This is a genomic window from Croceivirga sp. ABH4_376 (genome assembly GCF_056160685.1).
In genome coordinates this window covers 49,529-71,892 of sequence record NZ_JBSWXQ010000002.1, presented here as the reverse complement: position 1 = coordinate 71,892, position 22,364 = coordinate 49,529, and the positions used below count along the sequence as shown (strand labels likewise).

The window sequence follows — 22,364 nt, the reverse complement described above, 5'->3', positions numbered from 1 at the left end:
TATTTTTTATTAAACATTATCACTAATATATTTGTTAAAAATTGTAGGATGAAAGTGTACAGGTTAGTTGCAAAACAAGGATTGGCTATTTCAAAAGAAAAAGCATGGAACTTTTTGTCCAATCCTAATAACCTAAAGAAAATTACCCCAGGGCACATGGGATTTAAAATTATATCCGGAGCGGATAGAGACATGTATCAAGGACAAATAATACAATATAAAGTATATCCATTTCCTGGTATTGCCACAAAATGGGTAACTGAAATTGCACATGTTAAAGAAGGAGAATATTTTGTTGATGAACAACGCTTTGGCCCTTACGCCTTGTGGCATCATAAGCATTTTATAAAGGAAGTGCCAGGTGGTGTGGAAATGGAAGACATTATAGATTATAAACTTCCCTTTGGTTTAATAGGTAGGTTAGCACATCCTCTATTAGTAAAACAACAATTAAAAAAAATTTTTGAGTTCCGAGAGGCTAAATTGAATGAACAATTTGGAAAGCTTAACGGATACAAAAACAGTATAAATTTTGAATAAAATGGAAAAGAATATTTTACTTATCGGTGGCTCCCACGGCATAGGGTTTGAACTAGCTAAAATACTTGTAGACGAAGGCTGTACCGTTTATGTAGCATCTAGGGAAAAAGACGATTTAGGAAATCTAGATGTTAACCACATAGTTTTTGATGCTACAACAGATACTTTAAATACTGATGGATTACCAAAAGAATTAGATGGTTTTGCTTACCTACCCGGTAGCATAAACTTAAAACCGTTTAAGATGTTATCCTTAGAAACATTTGAACAAGACATGCAGTTAAATTTTTTCTCATTAGTTAAAGTGGTGCAAAAGGTTATGCCCTTGCTAAAAGAAAAATCTAGCATGGTATTCTTTAGTACGGTTGCGGTAGGTACCGGAATGCCTTTCCATTCAAGTATTGCCGCCGCCAAAGGAGCCGTTGAAGGTTTTGCAAAATCGCTTGCTGCAGAATATGCTCCTAAAATAAGGGTTAATGCCATAGCCCCATCATTAATAGACACTCCATTAGCGGACCGTTTATTAAGCAATGATAAAAAGAAAGAAATGATGGCCAAAAGACACCCGTTAAACCGATATGGCCAACCAAAAGATGTAGCTAATTTAGCGGCCTATCTACTATCTGATAAATCTTCTTGGATTACGGGGCAGACTATAGGTGTAGATGGAGGATTGTCAACCTTAAACACCCAATAATGCAAGATAAGATTTCCATATTTTGGTTTAGAAGGGATTTACGTTTTGAGGATAATGTTGGGCTTTATCAAGCGCTCTCTGGAGATTATCCCATCTTACCCATTTTTATATTTGATAAAGAAATTCTTGAGAACCTTCCCAAGGACGATGCTAGGGTAACTTTTATTTTTGAAACGCTGCAACAAATGCGAAAAACGCTTCAAGATAAAGTAGAAAGTAGTCTTGCAATTTTTTATGATACGCCTAAAGCGGTTTTTAAAAATTTAATTAAAGATTACCACATTGAGACCGTTTTTACGAATCACGATTACGAACCTTATGCTAAAAATCGAGATGCAGAAATCAAAGAATTAATAGAAGGCGAAGGAATCAATTTCAAAACCTTTAAGGACCAAGTAATTTTTGAAAAAGACGAAGTTGTAAAGAACGATGGTGACCCATATGTAGTGTATACACCGTACATGAAAAAATGGAAGGAAACCTTTAACGCTTCTAAAGACTTGGTAAATTATGACAGTGAGAAACACTTTGATGGTTATGTAAAACATAGCAGATTGCCCAACCTTAGTCTCTCTGATATGGGTTTTGAAAAATCTGATATAGAAATACCAGATTATTTAACTACCCAGCATTTAATAGCCAATTATGAGAATACCCGTAACTATCCTTATCTAAAAAATGGAACCTCTAGACTTGGGCCGCATTTAAGGTTTGGTACCGTATCTGTTAGAAAAATGGTTAAAAAGGCTACGGAGGAAAAAAATGAAACCTTTTGGAACGAATTGATATGGAGAGAATTTTTTATGCAAATTCTTTATCACTATCCAAAAACAGTAAATAACGCCTTCCGTGAAAAATATGACCGCATAAATTGGCGCAATAACGAAGAGGAATTCGAAAAATGGAAAACCGGTAAAACAGGCTACGCCTTGGTGGATGCAGGCATGCGACAACTGAACAAAACCGGATACATGCACAATAGGGTACGTATGTTGGTCGCTAGTTTTTTATGTAAACATTTACTTATAGACTGGCGTTGGGGCGAAGCTTATTTTGCAGAAAAGTTACTGGATTATGAGATGGCCAGCAATGTGGGCAATTGGCAATGGGCAGCTGGTAGTGGCGTAGATGCAGCACCTTACTTCAGGATTTTTAACCCTATGACCCAAGTTGATAAATTTGATAAAGACAAGAAATATATTAATCGTTGGGTAGAAGATATAAACGAATTTAGCTACCCAGATAAGATGGTAGACCATAAAGAAGCTAGAGAACGTTGTTTAAAAGTATACAAAGAGGCTGTAGGATAAGTTTTTTTTATTAGTACATTTAGGGATAACCAAAGCGTACTAATTATGAAAAAATTACTATTGTGTTGTTTCTTTACGGCAACACTACCAACCCTTATCATTGCCCAGAAAATGGGCAAAAACAAAAAAGCTGTAATAAATTCTGTAGAGAACCACAAAGAGAACCTTATTGCAATAAGTGATTCTATTTGGGCATTAGCAGAAACGGCCTTTGAAGAAAGTAAATCTGCAGAAATATTAGCAAGTTATGCGGAAAAAAACGGTCTTAAGGTAGAGCGCGGTGTTGCTAACATTCCAACAGCCTTTACCGCCACTTACGGTTCTGGCAAACCAGTTATAAGCATACTGGGAGAATTTGACGCATTACCAGGCTTATCTCAAAAAACGGAACCCACAAAAAATCCTTTAAATGAGGGGGCACCTGGTCATGGTTGTGGACACAATATGTTTGGTGCAGCTAGCTTAGGTGCAGCAATTGCAATTAAGGAGCAAATAGCCGCAGGAACCCTTAAAGGAACCGTAAAATTTTTGGGAACACCTGCAGAAGAAAAATATTTTGCTAAAGTTTGGATGGTAGAAGCTGGGCTTTGGGATGATGTAGACGTAAATATTAGCTGGCATCCTGGAGCCAATATTGAGGCAGACGTGCAAAGTGGTCTTTCCCTAATCGATTTTATAGTAGAATTTTACGGACAAGCAGCACATGCCTCTGCAGATCCTTGGAACGGAAGAAGTGCCTCTGATGCTTTAGAGCTTTACACCACTGGTATCAATTACTATCGTGAACATATTAAACCTACTTCTAGAATCCACTATCATATACAAGATGGCGGGCAGGTAGTTAATGTAGTACCAGATTATTCTAAAATTTGGGTACGGGTAAGAGACCCAAAAAGAAAAGTGATGCTACCCACTTACGAACAGGTTAAGAAAATGGCAGAGGGTGCCGCAATTATGGCCAATGTTGATTATAAGATTAGCTTGGTCTCTGGTATTTATGAAACCTTGGTAAACCGTTCCGGAGGCGAGATAATGCAAGGAAATCTAGAACTACTAGGCCCAATTTCCTACACTGCAGAAGAAGAAGCCTTTGGTAAAGCCATACAAAAAGCTACCGGTAAGCCAGAAGTAGGTATGGACAGTAAGATAAACCCACTACTTGAAACTCAAGAATTACCTGGTGGCGGTTCTACGGATGTAGGTGATGTTAGCTGGAATGTTCCCAATATAAATTTAAGTGTAACCGTGGCGCCAAAAGATACACCATGGCACTCGTGGGCGGTAGTGGCCTGTGGCGGAATGAGTATTGGTCATAAAGGTATGGTCTATGCCTCAAAAGCAATGGCAATGACCATGGTAGATTTATTTGAAAATCCTAAATTAGTAACCAAGGTTAAAGAAGAGTTTAAAACAAGAAAAGGAGATGAAAAGTACGAAGCTATGATAGACGGACCTCCTCCGATTGGAAAAAACTAATAGATTACATGTCAAAGAATTATGTATACAGCCTGCTTTTAGCAGGCTTTTCGTTGCTTAATGCCCAACAAAAAGATATGCAAGCGTTTATTCCGCTACTAGGTAAAACTTGGATAGCCGAAGGGGCCTGGGGAAACGGTTCTACTTTTAAACAAGAGCAAATTTTTAGAATGGCGCTAGATAGCAATCTGGTAATAACAGAAACAAAAGGTTTTCTAGATCCCACACAAAAAGATTTTGGGCATAGGGCCCATGGCATCCGTAAGTTTGAACCACGAACCGGAAAAATTAAGTTTTGGGAATTTGATATTGAGGGGAACACCACAGAAGGAAAAGTATACGTGACAGATAAAGACATATGGTATAGTTATGATTATGGCGGTACCCAAGTAACAGATCATTGGGAATACCTAAATGACCATACCTATAACTATACGGTTGGTGTTTATAATGAAGGTACTTGGGAACAAATTTTTCTTAAAACACAATTCCTTGCCATAGACAATCAATTTAATTTTACTATTAAGCAAGTCAACTTATTTACTACAGATCTTGAAGGTGCATCAAAATTTTACGAACAGGTATTCGGATTAAAAACAAGCAGTAATGCGCACCAAAGGTTTAAGTTATTATATCTAGATGCCCAAATACAACTAAAACTAATTAAAAAAGACTCCTTAACTTCAACCGAAAATAGCATCTTAAACATACATACACCTTATTTAAATAGGGTTATTAGCCATTTAAAAAGTAATGACATTCCATACTACGAGCGTCCAGAAAAAATGGACTTTTCTGTAGAAAAGACAGAGCACCTAAAACAAATTTTTATTCAAGACCCAGACGGGCAGTGGATAGCGATTTACAACACGTATTAATTGTTTTATGAACGCAATACAAAAAATATTCCCCCTTGGCTTTCCTTGGCAAACACAAGACCCATTCTTATTTTGTGTTTACCATCAGGATAATTATCCAGAAGGAACAGATACCCTTGGGCCTGATCAAAAACATTTAGAGGGAAGGCCCTTAGGAAATGATTTTCAGAAAAAAAATGGTTTCAGGATGTATCATGGCAAAACCATACCTGGTTTTCCGTACCATCCCCATCGTGGTTTTGAAACCATTACGGTAGTGAACAAAGGTTACTGTGACCATTCTGATTCTCTAGGGGCAGCGGGCAGATTTGGAATGGGAGACGTACAATGGATGACGGCCGGCCGTGGCGTACAACACTCAGAAATGTTCCCACTATTAAATCAAGACAAACCCAATACCTTAGAACTCTTTCAAATTTGGTTGAATTTACCACAAAAGGACAAGTTTACAGAACCACATTTTAAAATGCTTTGGCGAGAAGATATACCGATTATTACGGAGAATGGCACAGAATTACAACTAATTGCAGGTATGTACCATGGTAATAAAGCCCCATCCCCTGCCCCTAATTCTTGGGCAAACCTTAGCGATAATGAAGTAGCTATTTGGACCTTAAAACTTAAGCCCCAGAGTACATTTACTTTACCCACAACAAATGCTCCTATAAACAGGACGATTTACTTTTACGAAGGAGAATATTTAAAAATTAATGAAGAATCAATTGAAGTAAATCATGGCATTGACCTAAACCCTACTATTAAAACAGAAATAAGCACCAATGAAAATAGTGCCTGTTTATTGTTATTGCAAGGCAAACCTATTGCAGAACCTATTGCCCAGCATGGCCCATTTGTCATGAACACCCAAAAAGAAATTGAACAAGCTTTTGAAGAATATAGACTTACACAATTTGGTGGGTGGCCATGGCCCTATTCTGATAATGTGCATCATAGTGAAAAAGGACGTTTTGCCAAATATCCAGATGGTACAATAGTTGAAAAGGAACTGTAAACGACTTGAAAGTTTCCGTGCTAAATTTTATATTTGAAATACCACAACCTAACAACTAAATATGTATTCTATTATCTACCGTTCGGTAGCTGCTCCTAATTTCTCAAAGTTTGATATCTATCAAATGCTCAGTAAAGCAAGGTCTTTCAATAATGATAATGACATTACGGGATGTTTACTTTATCATAACAAAGAATTTGTTCAGCTACTAGAAGGCGAAAAAGCAAAAATAAATTCCCTTTTCGAAAACATTAAGAAGGATAAAAGACACGAAAAAATACAGACGCTAGACGAGATGGAAATTTCCCAGCGCATATTTGTAGATTGGGATATGGCTTATCATGATTTTACGGATAATAACAACATACCGCATGAAAAAATGCGCCAGATAGATGCTATATTCGATAAATCTGGCGCATTTACAAAGCCAAGCAGGCTTTCAATGGATTTCTTTAAAAATGTTAATCAGATACTATTTAAGAAATCTTAAATCCTAACAATATCCGCACCTATGGCACGTAGACGTTCGTCTATATTTTCATAACCTCTATCTATTTGTTCAATGTTATGGATAGTAGAAGTTCCTTTGGCAGATAGCGCGGCTATTAACAAGGAAATACCGGCTCTAATATCTGGAGACGTCATAGTTGTAGCCTTTAAGGTAGATTTAAAGTCGTGCCCTATTACGGTTGCCCTATGCGGATCACATAAGATTACCTTAGCACCCATATCTAATAGTTTATCTACAAAGAACAATCTACTTTCAAACATTTTTTGATGAATAACCACTTCACCCTTAGCCTGTGTGGCCACAACTAAAATAATACTTAGCAAATCTGGAGTAAATCCGGGCCAAGGAGCGTCTGAAATAGTCATTATAGAACCATCTATAAAATTCTGTATTTCATAGCCATCTTTATGTTCTGGAATATAGATATCATCTCCCCTTTGTTCTAATGTTATCCCTAACTTTCTAAAAACAGAAGGTATTTGTCCTAAATCGTCCCAGCTTACATTTTTAATGGTCAACTCGCTTTTAGTCATAGCGGCAAGCCCTACCCAACTACCAATCTCTATCATATCTGGTAACATAGTATGCTCCGTACCACCTAACGCTTCTACACCTTCTATGGTCAATAAGTTAGAACCAATGCCGGAAATTTTAGCTCCCATACGCACCAACATCTTACAAAGTTGTTGTAAATAAGGTTCACAGGCGGCATTATATATAGTTGTGGTACCCTTTGCCAATACGGCAGCCATTACAATATTTGCCGTGCCGGTAACAGATGCTTCATCTAAAAGCATATAGGTTCCCGTAAGCTCCTTAGCTTCAACACCATAAAAGTGTTCTTCTTTATTATATCTAAAAGATGCACCTAATTTTATAAAACCTTCAAAATGGGTGTCTAATCTTCTTCTACCGATTTTATCACCTCCTGGTTTTGGTATAAAACCTTGACCAAATCTACCTAATAATGGACCTACCAGCATAATAGAACCTCTTAGTCCCCTACCGTCTATTTTAAATTGTTCGGATTGCAGGTATTCTAGATTTACGTCATCTGCTTTAAACGTATAAGACCCTTTGCCTTTCTTTTGGATTTTAACACCTAAATCTTCTAAAAGCGCAATTAATTTATTTACATCTACAATATCTGGAATATTGTGAATGGTTACCTTTTCCGGTGTAAGCAAAACAGCACAAAGTATTTGCAAAGCCTCGTTCTTTGCGCCTTGAGGAGTAATTTCGCCTTTAAGCTTAATGCCCCCTTTAATTCTAAATGTTCCCATTTAAAAATTTTGAAAAATGGTTAGTTTCTTTTTTTACGGTTGTTTCTAGTGTGCTTTTTCCCGTGGTTTCTAGTATTACTACGAGTATTGGACCTACCGGTATTCTTTAAAAACTGACCGCTATCCGTAAGACTTTCTCCATCTGGAGCCAAATCTATCTCTCCGTTACTCAGTTCTTTTAAATGATCAAAAATCACATAATCTTCAACCGTATCCTTGTTCCAATTTAAAAAACACTTTTTCATGTGATTGGCAATCGCATATTCCAATCCGTCTCGCATATCACCTTTTTCCCATTTTATGGCAACATCTATCATTCTTTTGATATTGTTACCATAAAACCTGTATTTAGGATGGTTTTGCGGATAACTTAAAGGCTCTGGCCTTTGTTTAAGCACTTCTTCACTTGTAATAGGAAATGGTGAATCTACATCTAACTGAAAGTTAGACATAATAAACAGTTGGTCCCATAATTTGTGTTGAAAGTCTGGAACATCCCTAAGATGGGGTTGTAGATTACCCATTACACTAATAATGGCCTGGGCTACTTTATTACGTTCCGCTCTATCTTCTATAGAAACCGCATGATCAACCATTTTCTGAAAATGTCTTCCATATTCTGGAATAATCAATTGCGAGCGTTCTGTGTTGTATTCTAAATTCTCTACTAAATTCAAACTGGAAAGTTTTAGGAAGTATTTTATTCTGCCTGCAAATTAAGAAATTTATAAGCAGTAATTACATTTTATAACGAAATAACACCTTCTACCTGGGCCACTTCTTTGTATTTGGCCACTACGGCATCCGGATTTTCTAATTCAACCGTTACAGAAACACTAGTATAAGTGCCTTTACTAGATTGTTTGGAAGTAATTACCGCTCCCGTGTTGTTGAATATATTATGAATCTGCGCTACCTTCTCATCATCCGAAGGCACAATAAACTTATATAAGTACTTACTTGGCCAACTTGTATTTTCCCACAATTGCTCTTTAAGACGCGTATAAAACGCTTCGGAATTCTTCTCCTCCATTTTTCTATTTTACACAAAGATAAGTGCTTGTTTTCAATTTTATTCCTAAAGCGCAATTTCGTTACTTTGCCGGATGAATGTAGCGGAAGAAAAACGAAGAAAAATAGTAATTACAGGCGCTCCCGGTACCGGAAAAACAGTTCTTGTAGAAGGTTTAGAGGCGCAAGGCTTTACTTGCTATCATGAAATTATTAGAACCATGACGGCCGAGGCCAAAAAACAAGGAAAAAAAACAGCCGAATTAACTATTAATCCTCTGAACTTTGTAGCAGACCCAATGGCGTTTAACCGCATGTTACTAGAAGGAAGGTTAGCCCATTACAAAACCGCACTAAAAAAACAGGATTCCGTTAGTTTTTTTGACCGCGGTTTACCAGATGTTTTGGCCTACATGGATTATTTTGAGCAAGAATATCCTGATGAATTTTTAGAAACTTGCAATGCTCATAGATACGATACTATTTTTATGGTTCCACCCTGGAAGGAAATTTACGTGTCTGACAACGAAAGATTAGAAACCTACGAACAAGCAGAAGAATTGCACCATCATTTAGTAGAAGCTTACCAACGCTTTGGATACAACTTAATAATGGTTCCAAAAACCACCATACCAGAACGAATAGAATTTGTGCTAAATAATGTAACTTAAGGCTGTGCAAGAGCAACCTTTAGTAATATTAAAACAATTCTGGGGCTATTCTGAATTTAGGGGCTCACAGGAAAACATCATACAAAATGTAATGGCCAATAGGGACACTATTGCCCTTTTACCTACCGGGGGCGGTAAATCTATTTGTTACCAAGTACCCGCTTTAGCAAGAGAAGGAATTTGCATTGTTATTTCACCACTAGTTGCCTTAATTCAGGACCAAATTTCTAACCTAAAAGATAAAGGAATCAAATGTACCGCCTTATTAGGGGGTATGTCTTTTGAAGAAGTAGACCATGTATTGGATAATTGTATCTATGGTAATTATAAATTTTTATACCTATCCCCAGAAAGACTACAGCAAGAATTAGTACAAGACCGCATTAGGCAAATGCCGGTTAATTGTATTGCCATAGACGAGGCACATTGTATTTCTGTTTGGGGGCAAGATTTTAGACCAGCGTATTTAAAGTGTTCCATTTTAAGAGCACTACACCCCACAGCACCAGTTATAGCGTTAACCGCCACAGCTACGGAACAAGTTATTGTAGATATTAAAAACGCTTTAGACCTAACGGAGTCCAATCTGTACAAAGATTCTTTTGGCAGAAAAAATATAGCTTTTTCCATTATACAAGCAGAAGACAAGTATTTTCAAATGCTTTCTAGTATAAACTCGGTTTCTAATAGCACCATTGTGTACACCCGTACTAGAAAAAGTACGGTTCAACTACAAAACTATTTGGAGCAAAAGGGGATAACCGTTCAAAGTTACCATGGTGGACTAACCCAAACAGAAAAAAAAGAACGATTAAACCTATGGCTAACGAACAAGGTAAAGGTTATGGTAGCTACCAATGCCTTTGGTATGGGTATTGACAAAGCAGATGTGGGTTTGGTTATACATTTTCACCTTCCAGATAGCTTAGAAAACTATTTTCAAGAAGCGGGAAGAGCAGGCAGGGATGGTTTACCCACAAAAGCTATTCTATACAATAATGCAGAAACCATTGCCAGAACCCAAAAACAATTTATAGATCAATTACCAACAATTGCATTTTTAAAATTGCTGTTTAGAAAAGTATGCTCTTATTTGCAAATAGCTTACGGCGAAGGAAGCGGAGAAGAATACGGTTTAAACCTGAATGAGTTTAGTTTGCTTTACAAATTAAATCCGGGTATGGTATATAACGGTTTGCGAATGTTAGACCAAAATGCCATAATACAATTACAGCAGCAAAGTGTACAACGTACCATAATACAATTTACCGCAAACAAATACGAGGTTTTTGACTGGTTAGAGGCTAACCCATCTTTAGCAACCGTAACACAAAGCATCTTAAGAACCTACGGAGGCATATTTGAGTTTGAAACGCACATAAACCCCAATCTGATAGCTAAAAAAACCAATTCTCCACTTAAAAAAATAGAAAATTGCCTTACTAGATTAAAAATGGATGGTCTCATAACCTACAATGCCAAACAAGAAGACCTTACTATGCGTTTTTTGGTACCTAGGGAAGATGACCTTACCATAAACAGTTTTGCTGATAAAATTGCCAAGTTAAACGAGACAAAAATTCAAAAATTAAGGCAGATGATAGCCTATGCGGTAAATACCAAGGTTTGTAGACACCAGTTTTTACTGCAGTATTTTGGAGAAAACAGTAAGCCCTGCGGCATTTGCGACGTTTGTTTAAAGAGGGTAAAACCTAAACAATTAAAGTCGGAAATAATTTACTATTTAAATAAACAACCACAGAGCTCTAGAGAACTTACCTTAAAAATAAAGGATAACCCGGAACAAATTCTTGAAGAACTTAGACAATTATTGGAAGATGGTATTTTAACTTTGTCAACAGATAACAGATATTTCATAAATGGTAAATAAAAGAGAATTACGAATTGTTTTTATGGGCACTCCAGAATTTGCCGTTGCCGGTTTATCTAAATTGGTAACAGATGGTTATAAGGTAGTTGGCGTTATTACCGCTCCGGACAAACCTGCCGGTAGGGGAAGAAAACTATCCGAATCTGCGGTAAAGAAGTATGCGTTATCTAAGTCCATACCAGTTTTACAACCAACCAATCTTAAAAACAATCAATTCTTAGAAGATTTAAAAGCATTAAACGCCAACTTACAAGTAGTAGTTGCCTTTAGAATGCTTCCAAAGGCTGTTTGGCAAATGCCAGAATTTGGTACGTTCAACTTACATGCTTCCTTATTACCCCAATACCGCGGTGCAGCACCTATAAATTGGGCGGTAATAAATGGAGAAAGAAAAACTGGCGTTACCACCTTCTTTATTGATGAAAAAATTGATACGGGAGCAATCATCTTTAAAGAAGAAACAGAAATTAGGGAAAATGAAACCGCAGGAGAGCTGCATGATAAATTAATGCACCTTGGAGCTTCCCTAATCAGTAAAACGGTAAAAGCCATTAGCGAGGGCGATGTGGTTACACAAATCCAGAAAGAAGCCAAAGAGCTAAAAGCTGCTCCTAAAATTTATAGGGAAACCTGCCAAATAGATTGGAGTGCATGTATTGATGCTATCTATAATTTAATTAGGGGCCTTAGCCCCTATCCTGCCGCTTGGACCAATTTGCAAAATGGTAAAGATGTCCAAACCGTAAAAATTTATAATGCGGATAAAGAAGTGTTAGCGCATAATTTGGAAACCGGAACCGTTCTATTGGAAGGTAAAAAACTAAAAATTGCTGTAAAAGATGGGTTTATATACCCCACCGAAATACAACTTCCGGGTAAAAGAAAAATGCCCGTAAAAGATCTTTTAAACGGGTGGAATATTTCAAATAATGCTAAAATGTTCTAAACCCCTGTGTTTACTAGGCTTCGACGAAATGCACTTTTTGCGCCAGTGTTATCAACAAACAATTCAAGTTATTAACAAAAACAGCGATTTCCCCTGTATTTACTTGCGTCGATGGCAAATCCGTATAAATTTGTTCAGCATTAAAATAATTTTAACAACAATTAATTTAATTCAATTATGAACAAAACAGAATTAATCGATGCTATGGCAGCTGATGCTGGCATCACTAAGGCAGCAGCCAAAAAAGCATTGGAATCTTTCTTGGGCAATGTTGAAGGATCTTTGAAAAAAGGTGGCAGAGTTTCTCTAGTAGGTTTCGGATCTTGGTCTGTATCTAAAAGAGAGGCAAGAGAAGGTAGAAATCCACAAACTGGACAAACTATCCAAATTGCAGCTAAAAACGTTGTAAAGTTCAAAGCAGGTTCTGAGTTGAGCGATGCTGTAAACTAACAAAATATTCCTTTTTATGAAGCACCTATTTCTCAAGAATAGGTGCTTTTTTTATTATACCATATTGTATTTTATTACATAAAGTCTTACATTTAAAATATCTAGCTATTTCAAAATGATGGGACCAAAGCCAAAAAAAGGTAAACTCCTTATTGCAGAACCCTCATTAACCGGGGATATCTCTTTTAACCGATCGGTTGTGCTCTTGGCAGAACACAACGAGGAAGGTTCCGTTGGATTTATTTTGAACAAACCCTTAGATTACGATATTTGTGATTTAATAGGAGATATTAAACTTCCATTTAAAGTGTACAACGGTGGCCCCGTAGAACAAGACAATCTTTATTTTATACACAAAGTACCTGAACTTATAGAAAATAGTATTGAAATCTCTGATGGTATCTATTGGGGCGGCGATTTTGAAAAAACCATTTCTTTAATCAATGATGGTGTTATAACCGATAAAGATATTCGTTTTTTTCTGGGGTATTCTGGTTGGGCGGCTTTGCAATTAGACCATGAACTTAAATCTAACTCATGGGTTGTTACCGCCAACGTTTACGAAAGCGATATTATCCAAAAATCTGCAGAAGCCTTCTGGAAAGAGAAAATGGTAGAACTTGGAGGCGATTATCTTATCTGGTCTAATGCACCAGAAAACCCTACGCTAAACTAGCTAGGCGCAACTGGGCATTCAATTTTCCCTGTAGGTTAGTACTTACTGTATTTTCAAATTCTTTTTTTCTATACTTACCAATAGCCGTAATACCATTTTGGGTGTCCAATAAAAATAGTTCATCTGCTTTTTGTAATTCAAAAGGAGAAATACTGGCCTCCTCAACTTCAAAATCTTCCAATTTTTCTAGCAACTCTACTAGCTTTTTTCTGATTACGGTATTTGGGGCACCATCCGCAATTGGCGGCGTTTTAATCAACTTGCCTTTAACTAAGAAAAGAGCTTGATCTATACCCGCTATTACCTGCTTATTAAAATTCAGCAGCAAGCAATTGGCTAAATGGTTTTCTTTAGCAAAAACTTTGGCTACTTGTTTTCCAATTTTATTGGTGGTATTAATGGTAGACAACATATCTGTATTAAAATAGTAGTCTTTAAACAATTCTACCTCATATTCACCTTCATTATTGGTATAAAAGGTGGTTTCCTCTGGTTTTACCTTAATTAAATAAACAGTTTCAGAATTTACCAAATCTGCTTCTGTTGTATGTCTGGCAACAATTAATTGTACCGTATAAGCCGCTTTAGATAACGATAAAGCTTGGATGGTTCTCTGTATCTGTTCTTCAAGATATTCCATGGTAAAATTCATAGGGATTTGCATTCGTAGAATACGCATACTTGCCATTAGCCTAAAATAATGCTCCTCCCAATAGATTATTGCATTATCTACAACCCTAATTGGTTCTACCAATGCATCTCCGTTTAAAAGAAAACTACTATTAGCGCTAAACAGTTTTTCTTCTGATGCTACTAAGTCTCCGTTAAAATTAACCATAAAAAATCCCGATTTTTAAATCGGAATCAAAGATACTGCTATATTTTAGGAATTCTATTTTGAACCTAGCACTTGTTTTAAGTCCGAAATTTGATTCTGCCATAACAATTTAGCCTCCTCTACTTCATCATCCTCTGCAAAATCTGAGATAAATAAAGAAACGTCTTTGGTAATTTCGTCTACTATAATACGCATTTCAAAAAAGGCATCGTCTTCTGTTTCTTCCCATCTAAAACGAACAAATTCGTCAGATTTTCGCTTTAATAACTTAGCTTCTTCTTCTGCGCCATCCCAGATAAAGGTAAAAAGTTCACCTCTAGAATTTACGTTATCCGCAAACCATTCTGAAAGTCCGGAAGGGGTAGAAATGTAATTGTATAATAATTGGGGGGAAGATTGTATAACAAACTCTAGTTCAAATTTCGTCTTATCACTCATGTATAGTGTGGTTTATCGTATTAGTTTTTATAATTCGTCAATATATAAAATTATATTTCAAAAAATAAAATAAAAATGAATTTTGATGGTGAGAAAATTTACCCATATATTTGCACCCGTTTTAATACAGACGGCGAGGTAGCTCAGCTGGTTAGAGCGTCGGATTCATAACCCGGAGGCCGGGGGTTCAAGTCCCCCTCTCGCTACAAAAGACCACTAGTTTAGTGGTCTTTTTTTATGCCCATAGTTTTTATAATTAACTATTTTTAAGGCATGCAGAATACAATTTCTTTTAGGGTGGCGGACTTTCTTAAACGTTTTCCCCCATTTTCATATTTACAGCAAGACCAGATAGAAACCCTTTCCGAAGAGGTATCCATTATTTACAAGGAAAAAAACGAGCTTGTTTTTGATGTAGAAGAAACCGCACACAACGTGTTTTATACCGTGCATAAAGGAGCCGTAGCCCTGTGGAGTGTACAAGAACAAATTGTTGTAGATATTTGTGATGAGGGAGATATTTTTGGCTTACGCCCTTTAATGGCACAAGACAAGTATAGATTACAAGCTAGAACAGAAGAAGAATGCATTCTTTACGCCATTCCATTTTCTAGTTTTAGGCCACTACTGAAATCCAACGAGCGTCTAGCCAATTTTTTAGTAGAAAGTTTTGCCTCTAATACCAGAAATCCCTACTCAAAAAGTCATAAAGGAAAATTATTTGGGGACGATTTTAAATTTAACCCTACTAAGGATAAAAGCGTTCTCTTAGATGTACAAGATGTAAAATATGCCAAAAATCTAGTTAGTTGCAACGCTGCAACCCCCATTAAAACCATTGCGGAGCAAATGACCTTAAATCGCATTGGTGCTATGCTCATTACCAACAATGAGCTACCTGTAGGCATTATTACGGATAAGGATTTGAGAAATAAAATTGCTACAGGTCTTTTTACGCCCCATGCAACGGCCGAACAGATTATGAGTAGCCCGGTAATTACCTACCCAAAAAAAATGACGGTTACCCAAGCACAAATGGCCATGATGAAAAACGACATCAGTCATTTAGTATTAACACAAGATGGTACTGTAAATTCAAAAGCCGTGGGCATACTTTCTAAGAACGATATTATGTTGTCTTTAGGCAACAACCCGTCTGTTTTGATTAAAGGAATTAAACGTACCAAAACTGTTGCTCAGCTAAAACCACTTAGAAAAAGTACTATGAATCTTTTAAGAGGATATTTAGACCAGAATATTCCAATGGGTTTGGTGGCAAAAATTATCTCTGAAATCAACGATGCCTGCACTAAGCAGATCATAAAATTGTCTTTAGAAACCATGCAAGATCCACCCCCTGTAAAATTTGCTTGGTTGGCCATGGGCAGCCAAGGCAGGCAAGAGCAAATGCTTCATACCGACCAAGACAATGCGCTGGTCTTTGAAAACGTACCGGAAGAATTATTTGAGGATACCCAAGCTTATTTTCTGGAATTGGCAAAAAAAATCACCAAGGGGCTACACCATATAGGTTATGCGTATTGCCCAGCATACATGATGGCCTCTAACCCTAAATGGTGCACCAGCATTGATGGTTTTAAAGAACAGACGACTAACTGGATTACCAACCCAGGACCAGATGAGGTTTTGTTATCCCTAATCTTTTTTGATTATTCTAAATCATACGGAGACGACCATTTGGTAGCTCAATTATCAGAATACATCCTTAAAGAAATTGGCAGATACCCCATATACCTGACCCATGTTGCAGGCAATGCACTGACCAACCCGTCCCCTTCTGGATTTTTTAGGTCTTTTTTGGTGGAGCAAGATGGGGAACACAAAGACCAGTTCGACCTTAAGAAAAGAACCCTGATGCCCTTAAGTGATGCTGCACGGGTATTGATACTTTCCCATAACATAACCGGAATCTCCAATACTTGGGAACGTTATGAAAAGTTGGCAGAGCTAGAACCGAACAATAAGGAAATATATTTAGCCAGCAGTTATGCATTTAAAGCATTATTAAAGTTTAGAACCAAGCAAGGATTAGAAAATAAGGATACCGGCAGATACATAAAACTAGAAAGGTTAAATAAGGAAGAAAAAATGAAGTTGAAAAGAACCTTTAAGACCATAAAAGAAATACAAGAATTGATAAATCTTAGGTTTAAAGTAGCTCAAATAAGATAAAATGGCAAACCCATCTCTTCCACACTATTGGCAAGATTATATCCATTCTCTTAAAAATGCCACAAATAAGCATCCAGACCAAATAAGGTATGTAGTTCTAGATACAGAAACCACAGGTTTTAATTTAAGAAAAGACCGTATTTTAAGTATTGGGGCCCTTGTTTTACAAAACAAAGAGATTAGAGTAAACGAAGCCGTAGAACTATTTATTAACCAAGAAACGTTTGATGCTAGCACTGTAAAAATCCATGGAATTCTTAAAAATGGTAAAGCAAAAAGAATAACTGAAATTGAAGGTTTAAAAAGGCTCTTGAAACTATTGGAAGGTTCTGTTTTGGTGGCACATCATGCCTTTTTTGACATAGGTATGATTAATGAAGCCCTGAATAGAAACGGATTACCAGATTTGAAAAACAAATCCATAGACACTGCATTGCTTTATAAAAAATTAGCACCCAAATCTGAACAATCGCGAAAGCGATATACACTAGATTTTCTTGCAGATACCTTTAAAATTAGCAAAGCAGATCGCCATACCGCCCTAGGTGACGCCTATATAACCGCTTTAGCATTTTTACGCATTACAAATAGAATAAAACCAAAATACTTTAAAGATTTAGAAAACAAAAAACGTTTTATCTGGTTCTAGTACAAAATGCTTTACCTAATCATTGCAATGTGTAAACAAAATAGAGATTCTTCTCCTTGCCACTAATCTATTTACACTAGTTATCCGTCGAAAAAAATAGTACATTATTGATATATCAAATTATCTTTTACTGAAACTAAACTCAATAAATTGCAATGAACCACAAGTTTTATGCACTTTAGAGACTTCCTTTGAAGAAGCCACCACCTATTATGGAATAATAAATAAGGCTAAAGATACCCTGTTTAACGTATATTCCAATCCGTTTTTCATTCATAAAACCCAAACACTTTTGGCTTTTAGTGAAAAAGAAGGTTGGGGAAAAAGTGAATATGCCAAGCGCGACTTAATAAAAAGTGGTGTTCCTATTAAAGCGGGTAAATTACAAGCTAAACCACATTAAAAATATGCAGCACAGCAAGAAGTAACCTTATTTGATGGTAAACGAGGTAGTACCAATTTTGTAGACGGTAAATGGTTGGGGTACGAAAAACAAAACTTTAAGGGAACATTTCTATTTGAGGAAAGCCATGAAATTAGCAGTATAAGTGTAAGTCATTTATCAGCTCCCACTAGTTGGATTTTTTCACCTGTAGGCTATAAAGTGGTGGGAATTACAGAAAATGGGGCAAAAAAAACCTTAAAAACTCTTGATTTAGATAAAAACGCCCCTAATGTTGATGTGCAACGAAACCTCATTACCTTAGAATTTGAGACCGTAAAGGTTAAAGGAATAGAATTAGAAATCGTGAACCAAGGTAAAAACCAAGACTGGCACACAGACCCCGGAGGCAATAGTTTTATTTTTATTGATGAAATAGTTTTAAATTAAAAAAAGGTCTGGCTTATGCCAGACCTTTTTTACTCTTAAAGTTTCTCATTTATGATTTGGTCCACTACTTCTGGGTTTAATAAAGTTGAAGTATCTCCCAAATTACCTAGGTCATTAGAGGCAATTTTTCTGAGTATCCGTCTCATTATCTTACCACTACGGGTTTTTGGTAGTCCGGTCACGAATTGTATTTTATTCAGTTTGGCAATAGGACCAATTTTATCAGAAATTTGCTGATTAATCTCGTTTCGTAGGTTATTCCTATCCCTAGATTCTCCTGTTTCTTTTAAAATCACGAACCCGTAAAGTGCATTTCCCTTAATATCGTGCGGAAAACCAACAATAGCAGATTCTGCCACCGCTGGATGCTCGTTAATAGCATCTTCTATAGGTGCGGTTCCCAAATTATGCCCAGAAACAATAATAACATCGTCTACCCTACCCGTAATCCGGTAATACCCAACCTCATCACGTAAAGCGCCATCGCCTGTAAAATACATGTTCTCAAAAGCAGAAAAATACGTGTCTTTATAGCGTTGGTGGTTACCCCATATGGTTCTAGCCATAGAGGGCCAAGGGTATTTTATACACAATCTGCCGTCTACCTGATTACCCTTTATTTCTTTACCATTTTCATCCATTAAAGCGGGTTGTATCCCTGGCAAGGGCAGCGTGGCATAGGTGGGTTTTGTTGGCGTACTAAACGGTATGGGAGATATCATAATACCGCCTGTTTCGGTTTGCCACCAAGTGTCTACAATAGGGCAATTCTTTTCGCCAACGTGATCATTGTACCAATGCCAAGCCTCCTCGTTTATAGGCTCCCCAACGGTACCTAAAACTTTTAAGGACGATAAATCGTACTTGGTAACAAAATCAATATTTTCTTTAGCTAGGGCCCTAATTGCCGTTGGTGCCGTATAAAATTGGGTAACCTTATGTTTTTGCACAATTTCCCAAAAACGTCCATAATCAGGATACGAAGGAACACCCTCAAACATAACCGTTGTTGCACCGTTGGCCAATGGGCCGTACACAATATAGGAATGCCCCGTGATCCAGCCAATATCTGCCGTACACCAATACACATCTTCTTCCCTGTACTGAAAGACATTTTTAAAAGAATAGGCAGAATAGACCATATATCCTCCAGTAGTATGCATCATTCCCTTGGGTTTACCCGTAGAGCCCGAAGTATACAAAATAAACAAGGGGTCTTCAGAATCCACTATCTCCGGTACGCAATCGCCATATGCCTCATCTAATAATGGCTGTAACCATTCGTCTCTATTTTCTTTTAGTTTGATATCGGAATGGATACGTTTGGCCACCAACACTTTTTCTATGGTTGGGCAGCTTTCTAAAGCCTCATCCACAATCCCTTTTAAATCGATAGTTTTTGCACCGCGATAAGAACCGTCTGAGGTAATTACCATTTTAGCCTCGCAATCGTTAATTCTGGTTGCTAAGGCCGAAGCCGAAAAACCAGCAAACACTACGGAGTGTACGGCTCCAATACGTGCACAGGCCAAGAGGGAAATAGCCAATTCTGGTATCATAGGTAAATAAATGACAACCCTATCCCCTTTTTTTATTCCTTTATCCTTTAAAACATTCGCAAACTTAGAAACCCGTTTGTGCAGTTCTAAATAGGATATATGCTCCGCCGTTTCATCTGGATTGTTAGGTTCAAATAAAATGGCCGTTTTATCTCCCCTAACATGTAAATGGCGGTCAATACAATTTTCCGTAATATTCAGTTGGGCGCCAGAAAACCATTTTACTTCTGGTTTACTAAAATCCCATTCTAAAACGTTGTTCCATTTTTTACGCCATAAGAAGTGTTCCTCGGCTATCTCTTCCCAAAAATTCTCAGGATTTCTAACGGATCTACGGTATACTTGAAAATATTCTTCTAAATGTTTAATGTGGTAATTACTCATTGTAAAATATAAGTCTTTATTGTTTCTGTTTAATGTTCTATAGCTTCACCTGCCCCACTAGGTATTCTAATGTTCTCTACTATTACTTGCACATGTGCTGGAGGTGCGGGCGTAAAGGTCGAAACCAATAGTGCGATGATAAAATTGACCACCATACCAACAGTACCAAAACCTTCTGGAGAAATACCAAACCACCAATAGTCTTGCGTTGCAGTTTCTGGATTACCTATCCATCCCAGTTTAAAGCGGGCTATGTAATAACAGGTTATGGCCAAACCAGCTAACATACCGGTGATGGCACCTTCCCTATTCATGCGTTTACTAAAAATACCCAACACAATTGCAGGGAAAAAAGACGATGCCGCCAAGCCAAAAGCCAAGGCTACCACGGATGCGACAAATCCTGGTGGATTAATACCAAAATAGCCAGCTACCAATACTGCCACCAAAGAAGATAACCTTGCGATCAACAGTTCTTTCTTATCTGATATTTCTGGGGCTAATTGTTTTTTCACCAAATCATGAGAAATGGAAGTGGAAATAACCAAGAGTAAACCAGCAGCGGTAGACAAAGCAGCCGCCAGTCCTCCTGCAGCAACCAAAGCAATTATCCAATTGGGTAAATTAGCTATTTCCGGATTGGCCAATACGGTAATGTCCCGATCCACATATAATTCATTTGCTGTTGGACTTGGATTGGCTATTAATCGTTCTCCGTTAACCCCTCTTTTAGTCTCAAAAACTGGTTTAGCATCTAACAGGGCATTTCCGGGAGCATACTGTATTTTTCCATCTTTGTTTTTATCTGTCCATGCAATAAGTCCTGTATCTTCCCATTTGGCAAACCAGGCCGGTATTTCTTTATATGGGGTGTTTTGCACTGTTTCCATCAAATTGGTACGGGCAAACACCGCAATTGCCGGTGCAGTGGTATATAGAATAGCAATAAAGAGCAATGCAAAACCAGCAGACTTTCGGGCATCCTTTACTTTAGGAACGGTAAAAAACCGAATAATAACATGGGGCAAACCAGCGGTACCCATCATTAGTGCAGCAGTTATAAAAAAAACATCCATTTTAGATTTGGTACCATCCGTATATGCGGTAAAACCCAAATCCGTCATTAAACCATCTAGCTTATCCAATAAATAAACGCCATCACTTCCGGCTGACCCCATTCCTATCTGTGGTACGGGATTACCAGTAGCCATTAGGGAGATAAAAATTGCAGGTACCATAAAGGCAAAAATCAGCACACAATATTGAGCTACTTGGGTATAGGTAATACCCTTCATTCCACCTAAAAATGCATAGAACAACACCACGGCCATACCAATGTACACACCGGTATTTACCTCAACATCTAAAAATCGACTAAATACAACGCCCACACCTCGCATTTGGCCGGCCACATAGGTAAAGGAAACAAATAATGCCGCAACAATAGCCACCGTTCTTGCTACATTAGAGTAGTATCTATCTCCAATAAAATCCGGAACGGTAAACTTTCCAAATTTTCTTAAATAAGGCGCCAAGAGTAAAGCTAGAAGTACGTAACCGCCTGTCCAACCCATTAAATAAACAGAGCCATCATACCCAGAAAAGGCAATTATGCCCGCCATGCCCAAAAATGAGGCGGCAGACATCCAATCTGCTGCGGTAGCTAACCCATTTGCCAAAGGAGAAACACCTCCACCGGCAACATAAAATTCTTTTGTAGAACCTGCCCTAGACCAAATAGCTATTCCTATGTAGAGGGCAAACGTAATGCCCACCAAAATAAATGTCCACGTTTGTATTCCCATTACTCGTCTAGATTAAATTTCTTGTCCAAACGATTCATTAGAACAACATAAATAAAAATAAGCAGTACAAAAACATATATAGAACCTTGTTGGGCAAACCAAAAGCCTAATTTAAAACCGCCCAAACGGATGGTATTTAATTGTTCTACCCACAGTATGCCAAAGCCATAAGAGACTAAAAACCATATAGCCAATAAAATAGCTAAATAGGTAAGATTAATACGCCAGTATTTCTTGTGTTGTTCAGTTTGCATTGGTTCAGTTTGAACCTGAAAGATAGAAAATTTTTAAAGTGTATATATGAACATTTCTAT

Annotated in this window: 23 protein-coding genes and 1 tRNA gene; 16 read left to right on the top strand and 8 right to left on the bottom strand. The window is 37.3% G+C overall.

Annotated elements, in window-relative coordinates:
- The first annotated feature begins 48 nt into the window (after positions 1–48).
- The 7 genes from ACXAGS_RS04525 (at position 49) to ACXAGS_RS04495 (ending at position 6,403) form a co-directional block, all read left to right on the top strand.
- Positions 49–540 carry an SRPBCC family protein gene (locus tag ACXAGS_RS04525; protein WP_474904917.1) on the top strand — a complete coding sequence of 164 codons (492 nt, stop codon included), beginning with the start codon at positions 49–51 and terminating at the stop codon, positions 538–540.
- Between the two features lies 1 nt (position 541).
- A complete protein-coding gene (locus tag ACXAGS_RS04520) occupies positions 542–1,237 on the top strand; it encodes an SDR family NAD(P)-dependent oxidoreductase (RefSeq protein ID WP_474904915.1) in 696 nt (231 codons plus the stop codon).
- A complete protein-coding gene (locus ACXAGS_RS04515) occupies positions 1,237–2,547 on the top strand; it encodes a cryptochrome/photolyase family protein (RefSeq protein ID WP_474904913.1) in 1,311 nt (436 codons plus the stop codon). The genes ACXAGS_RS04520 and ACXAGS_RS04515 overlap by 1 nt, the downstream gene beginning before the upstream one ends.
- Positions 2,548–2,592: 45 nt before the next feature.
- Positions 2,593–4,023 carry an amidohydrolase gene (locus tag ACXAGS_RS04510; protein WP_474904911.1) on the top strand — a complete coding sequence of 477 codons (1,431 nt, stop codon included), beginning with the start codon at positions 2,593–2,595 and terminating at the stop codon, positions 4,021–4,023.
- A gap of 8 nt (positions 4,024–4,031) precedes the next feature.
- Complete coding sequence (locus ACXAGS_RS04505) at positions 4,032–4,901, top strand: VOC family protein (RefSeq protein WP_474904909.1); 870 nt, start codon at positions 4,032–4,034, stop codon at positions 4,899–4,901.
- 7 nt (positions 4,902–4,908) lie between these two features.
- Positions 4,909–5,913: a pirin family protein gene (locus ACXAGS_RS04500; protein ID WP_474904907.1), complete on the top strand. Its 1,005-nt coding sequence runs from the start codon at positions 4,909–4,911 to the stop codon at positions 5,911–5,913.
- A gap of 61 nt (positions 5,914–5,974) precedes the next feature.
- Positions 5,975–6,403, top strand: a complete 429-nt coding sequence (locus tag ACXAGS_RS04495; protein WP_474904905.1) for a BLUF domain-containing protein — start codon at positions 5,975–5,977, stop codon at positions 6,401–6,403.
- On the opposite strand, the gene murA is transcribed toward ACXAGS_RS04495, so the two are convergent.
- The 3 genes from murA to ACXAGS_RS04480 form a co-directional block, all read right to left on the bottom strand.
- Entirely contained in the window at positions 6,400–7,707 is a 1,308-nt protein-coding gene (murA, locus tag ACXAGS_RS04490) for a UDP-N-acetylglucosamine 1-carboxyvinyltransferase (protein WP_474904904.1), read from the bottom strand. The two genes, ACXAGS_RS04495 and murA, sit on opposite strands and share 4 nt — an antisense overlap.
- 20 nt (positions 7,708–7,727) lie before the next feature.
- On the bottom strand, positions 7,728–8,384 hold the full coding sequence (locus tag ACXAGS_RS04485) for a DUF4290 domain-containing protein (protein WP_474904903.1): 657 nt from the start codon (positions 8,382–8,384) through the stop codon (positions 7,728–7,730).
- A gap of 68 nt (positions 8,385–8,452) precedes the next feature.
- Positions 8,453–8,740 carry a DUF493 family protein gene (locus ACXAGS_RS04480; protein ID WP_474904901.1) on the bottom strand — a complete coding sequence of 96 codons (288 nt, stop codon included), beginning with the start codon at positions 8,738–8,740 and terminating at the stop codon, positions 8,453–8,455.
- A gap of 73 nt (positions 8,741–8,813) precedes the next feature.
- Between ACXAGS_RS04480 and ACXAGS_RS04475 the strand changes: the two genes are divergently transcribed.
- The 5 genes from ACXAGS_RS04475 to ACXAGS_RS04455 all read left to right on the top strand — a co-directional run bounded on the left by ACXAGS_RS04475 (position 8,814) and on the right by ACXAGS_RS04455 (position 13,352).
- On the top strand, positions 8,814–9,389 hold the full coding sequence (locus ACXAGS_RS04475) for an AAA family ATPase (RefSeq protein WP_474904899.1): 576 nt from the start codon (positions 8,814–8,816) through the stop codon (positions 9,387–9,389).
- Positions 9,390–9,393: 4 nt separating this feature from the next.
- The gene (locus tag ACXAGS_RS04470) at positions 9,394–11,280 is read left to right on the top strand and encodes a RecQ family ATP-dependent DNA helicase (RefSeq protein ID WP_474904897.1); all 1,887 of its coding nucleotides are present in this window, start codon (positions 9,394–9,396) and stop codon (positions 11,278–11,280) included.
- Positions 11,270–12,226: a methionyl-tRNA formyltransferase gene (fmt, locus tag ACXAGS_RS04465; protein WP_474904896.1), complete on the top strand. Its 957-nt coding sequence runs from the start codon at positions 11,270–11,272 to the stop codon at positions 12,224–12,226. The genes ACXAGS_RS04470 and fmt overlap by 11 nt, the downstream gene beginning before the upstream one ends.
- Positions 12,227–12,403: 177 nt before the next feature.
- A complete protein-coding gene (locus ACXAGS_RS04460; protein ID WP_010517279.1) occupies positions 12,404–12,676 on the top strand; it encodes an HU family DNA-binding protein in 273 nt (90 codons plus the stop codon).
- 115 nt (positions 12,677–12,791) lie between these two features.
- Positions 12,792–13,352, top strand: coding sequence for a YqgE/AlgH family protein (locus ACXAGS_RS04455; protein WP_474904893.1), 561 nt, complete (start codon positions 12,792–12,794; stop codon positions 13,350–13,352).
- Here ACXAGS_RS04455 and ACXAGS_RS04450 read toward each other — a convergent pair.
- A complete protein-coding gene (locus ACXAGS_RS04450; RefSeq protein ID WP_474904892.1) occupies positions 13,339–14,190 on the bottom strand; it encodes an aminotransferase class IV in 852 nt (283 codons plus the stop codon). The genes ACXAGS_RS04455 and ACXAGS_RS04450 overlap by 14 nt on opposite strands.
- Positions 14,191–14,244: 54 nt before the next feature.
- A complete protein-coding gene (locus tag ACXAGS_RS04445) occupies positions 14,245–14,628 on the bottom strand; it encodes an START-like domain-containing protein (protein WP_474904890.1) in 384 nt (127 codons plus the stop codon).
- A gap of 132 nt (positions 14,629–14,760) precedes the next feature.
- On the opposite strand from ACXAGS_RS04445, the gene ACXAGS_RS04440 reads away from it, so the two are divergent.
- From ACXAGS_RS04440 to ACXAGS_RS04425, 4 genes are all read left to right on the top strand, one after another.
- A tRNA-Met gene (locus ACXAGS_RS04440) sits at positions 14,761–14,834 on the top strand.
- Between the two features lie 67 nt (positions 14,835–14,901).
- Positions 14,902–16,821 (top strand): DUF294 nucleotidyltransferase-like domain-containing protein, encoded by a 1,920-nt coding sequence (locus ACXAGS_RS04435; protein ID WP_474904889.1) that lies wholly within the window; start codon positions 14,902–14,904, stop codon positions 16,819–16,821.
- Position 16,822: 1 nt separating this feature from the next.
- On the top strand, positions 16,823–17,470 hold the full coding sequence (locus tag ACXAGS_RS04430) for a 3'-5' exonuclease (RefSeq protein ID WP_474904887.1): 648 nt from the start codon (positions 16,823–16,825) through the stop codon (positions 17,468–17,470).
- 478 nt (positions 17,471–17,948) lie between these two features.
- Entirely contained in the window at positions 17,949–18,302 is a 354-nt protein-coding gene (locus ACXAGS_RS04425) for a hypothetical protein (protein ID WP_474904885.1), read from the top strand.
- A 35-nt stretch (positions 18,303–18,337) separates the two neighbouring features.
- Here the strand turns inward: ACXAGS_RS04425 and acs are convergent, their stop codons facing one another.
- From acs to ACXAGS_RS04410, 3 genes are read right to left on the bottom strand one after another with little or no spacing between them, the layout of a single operon-like run.
- Positions 18,338–20,245: an acetate--CoA ligase gene (acs, locus tag ACXAGS_RS04420; RefSeq protein WP_474904883.1), complete on the bottom strand. Its 1,908-nt coding sequence runs from the start codon at positions 20,243–20,245 to the stop codon at positions 18,338–18,340.
- Between the two features lie 29 nt (positions 20,246–20,274).
- Positions 20,275–22,050, bottom strand: a complete 1,776-nt coding sequence (locus ACXAGS_RS04415) for a sodium:solute symporter family protein (protein WP_474904881.1) — start codon at positions 22,048–22,050, stop codon at positions 20,275–20,277.
- A complete protein-coding gene (locus ACXAGS_RS04410) occupies positions 22,050–22,304 on the bottom strand; it encodes a DUF4212 domain-containing protein (protein WP_010517298.1) in 255 nt (84 codons plus the stop codon). The genes ACXAGS_RS04415 and ACXAGS_RS04410 overlap by 1 nt, the downstream gene beginning before the upstream one ends.
- Positions 22,305–22,364 lie beyond the last annotated feature (60 nt).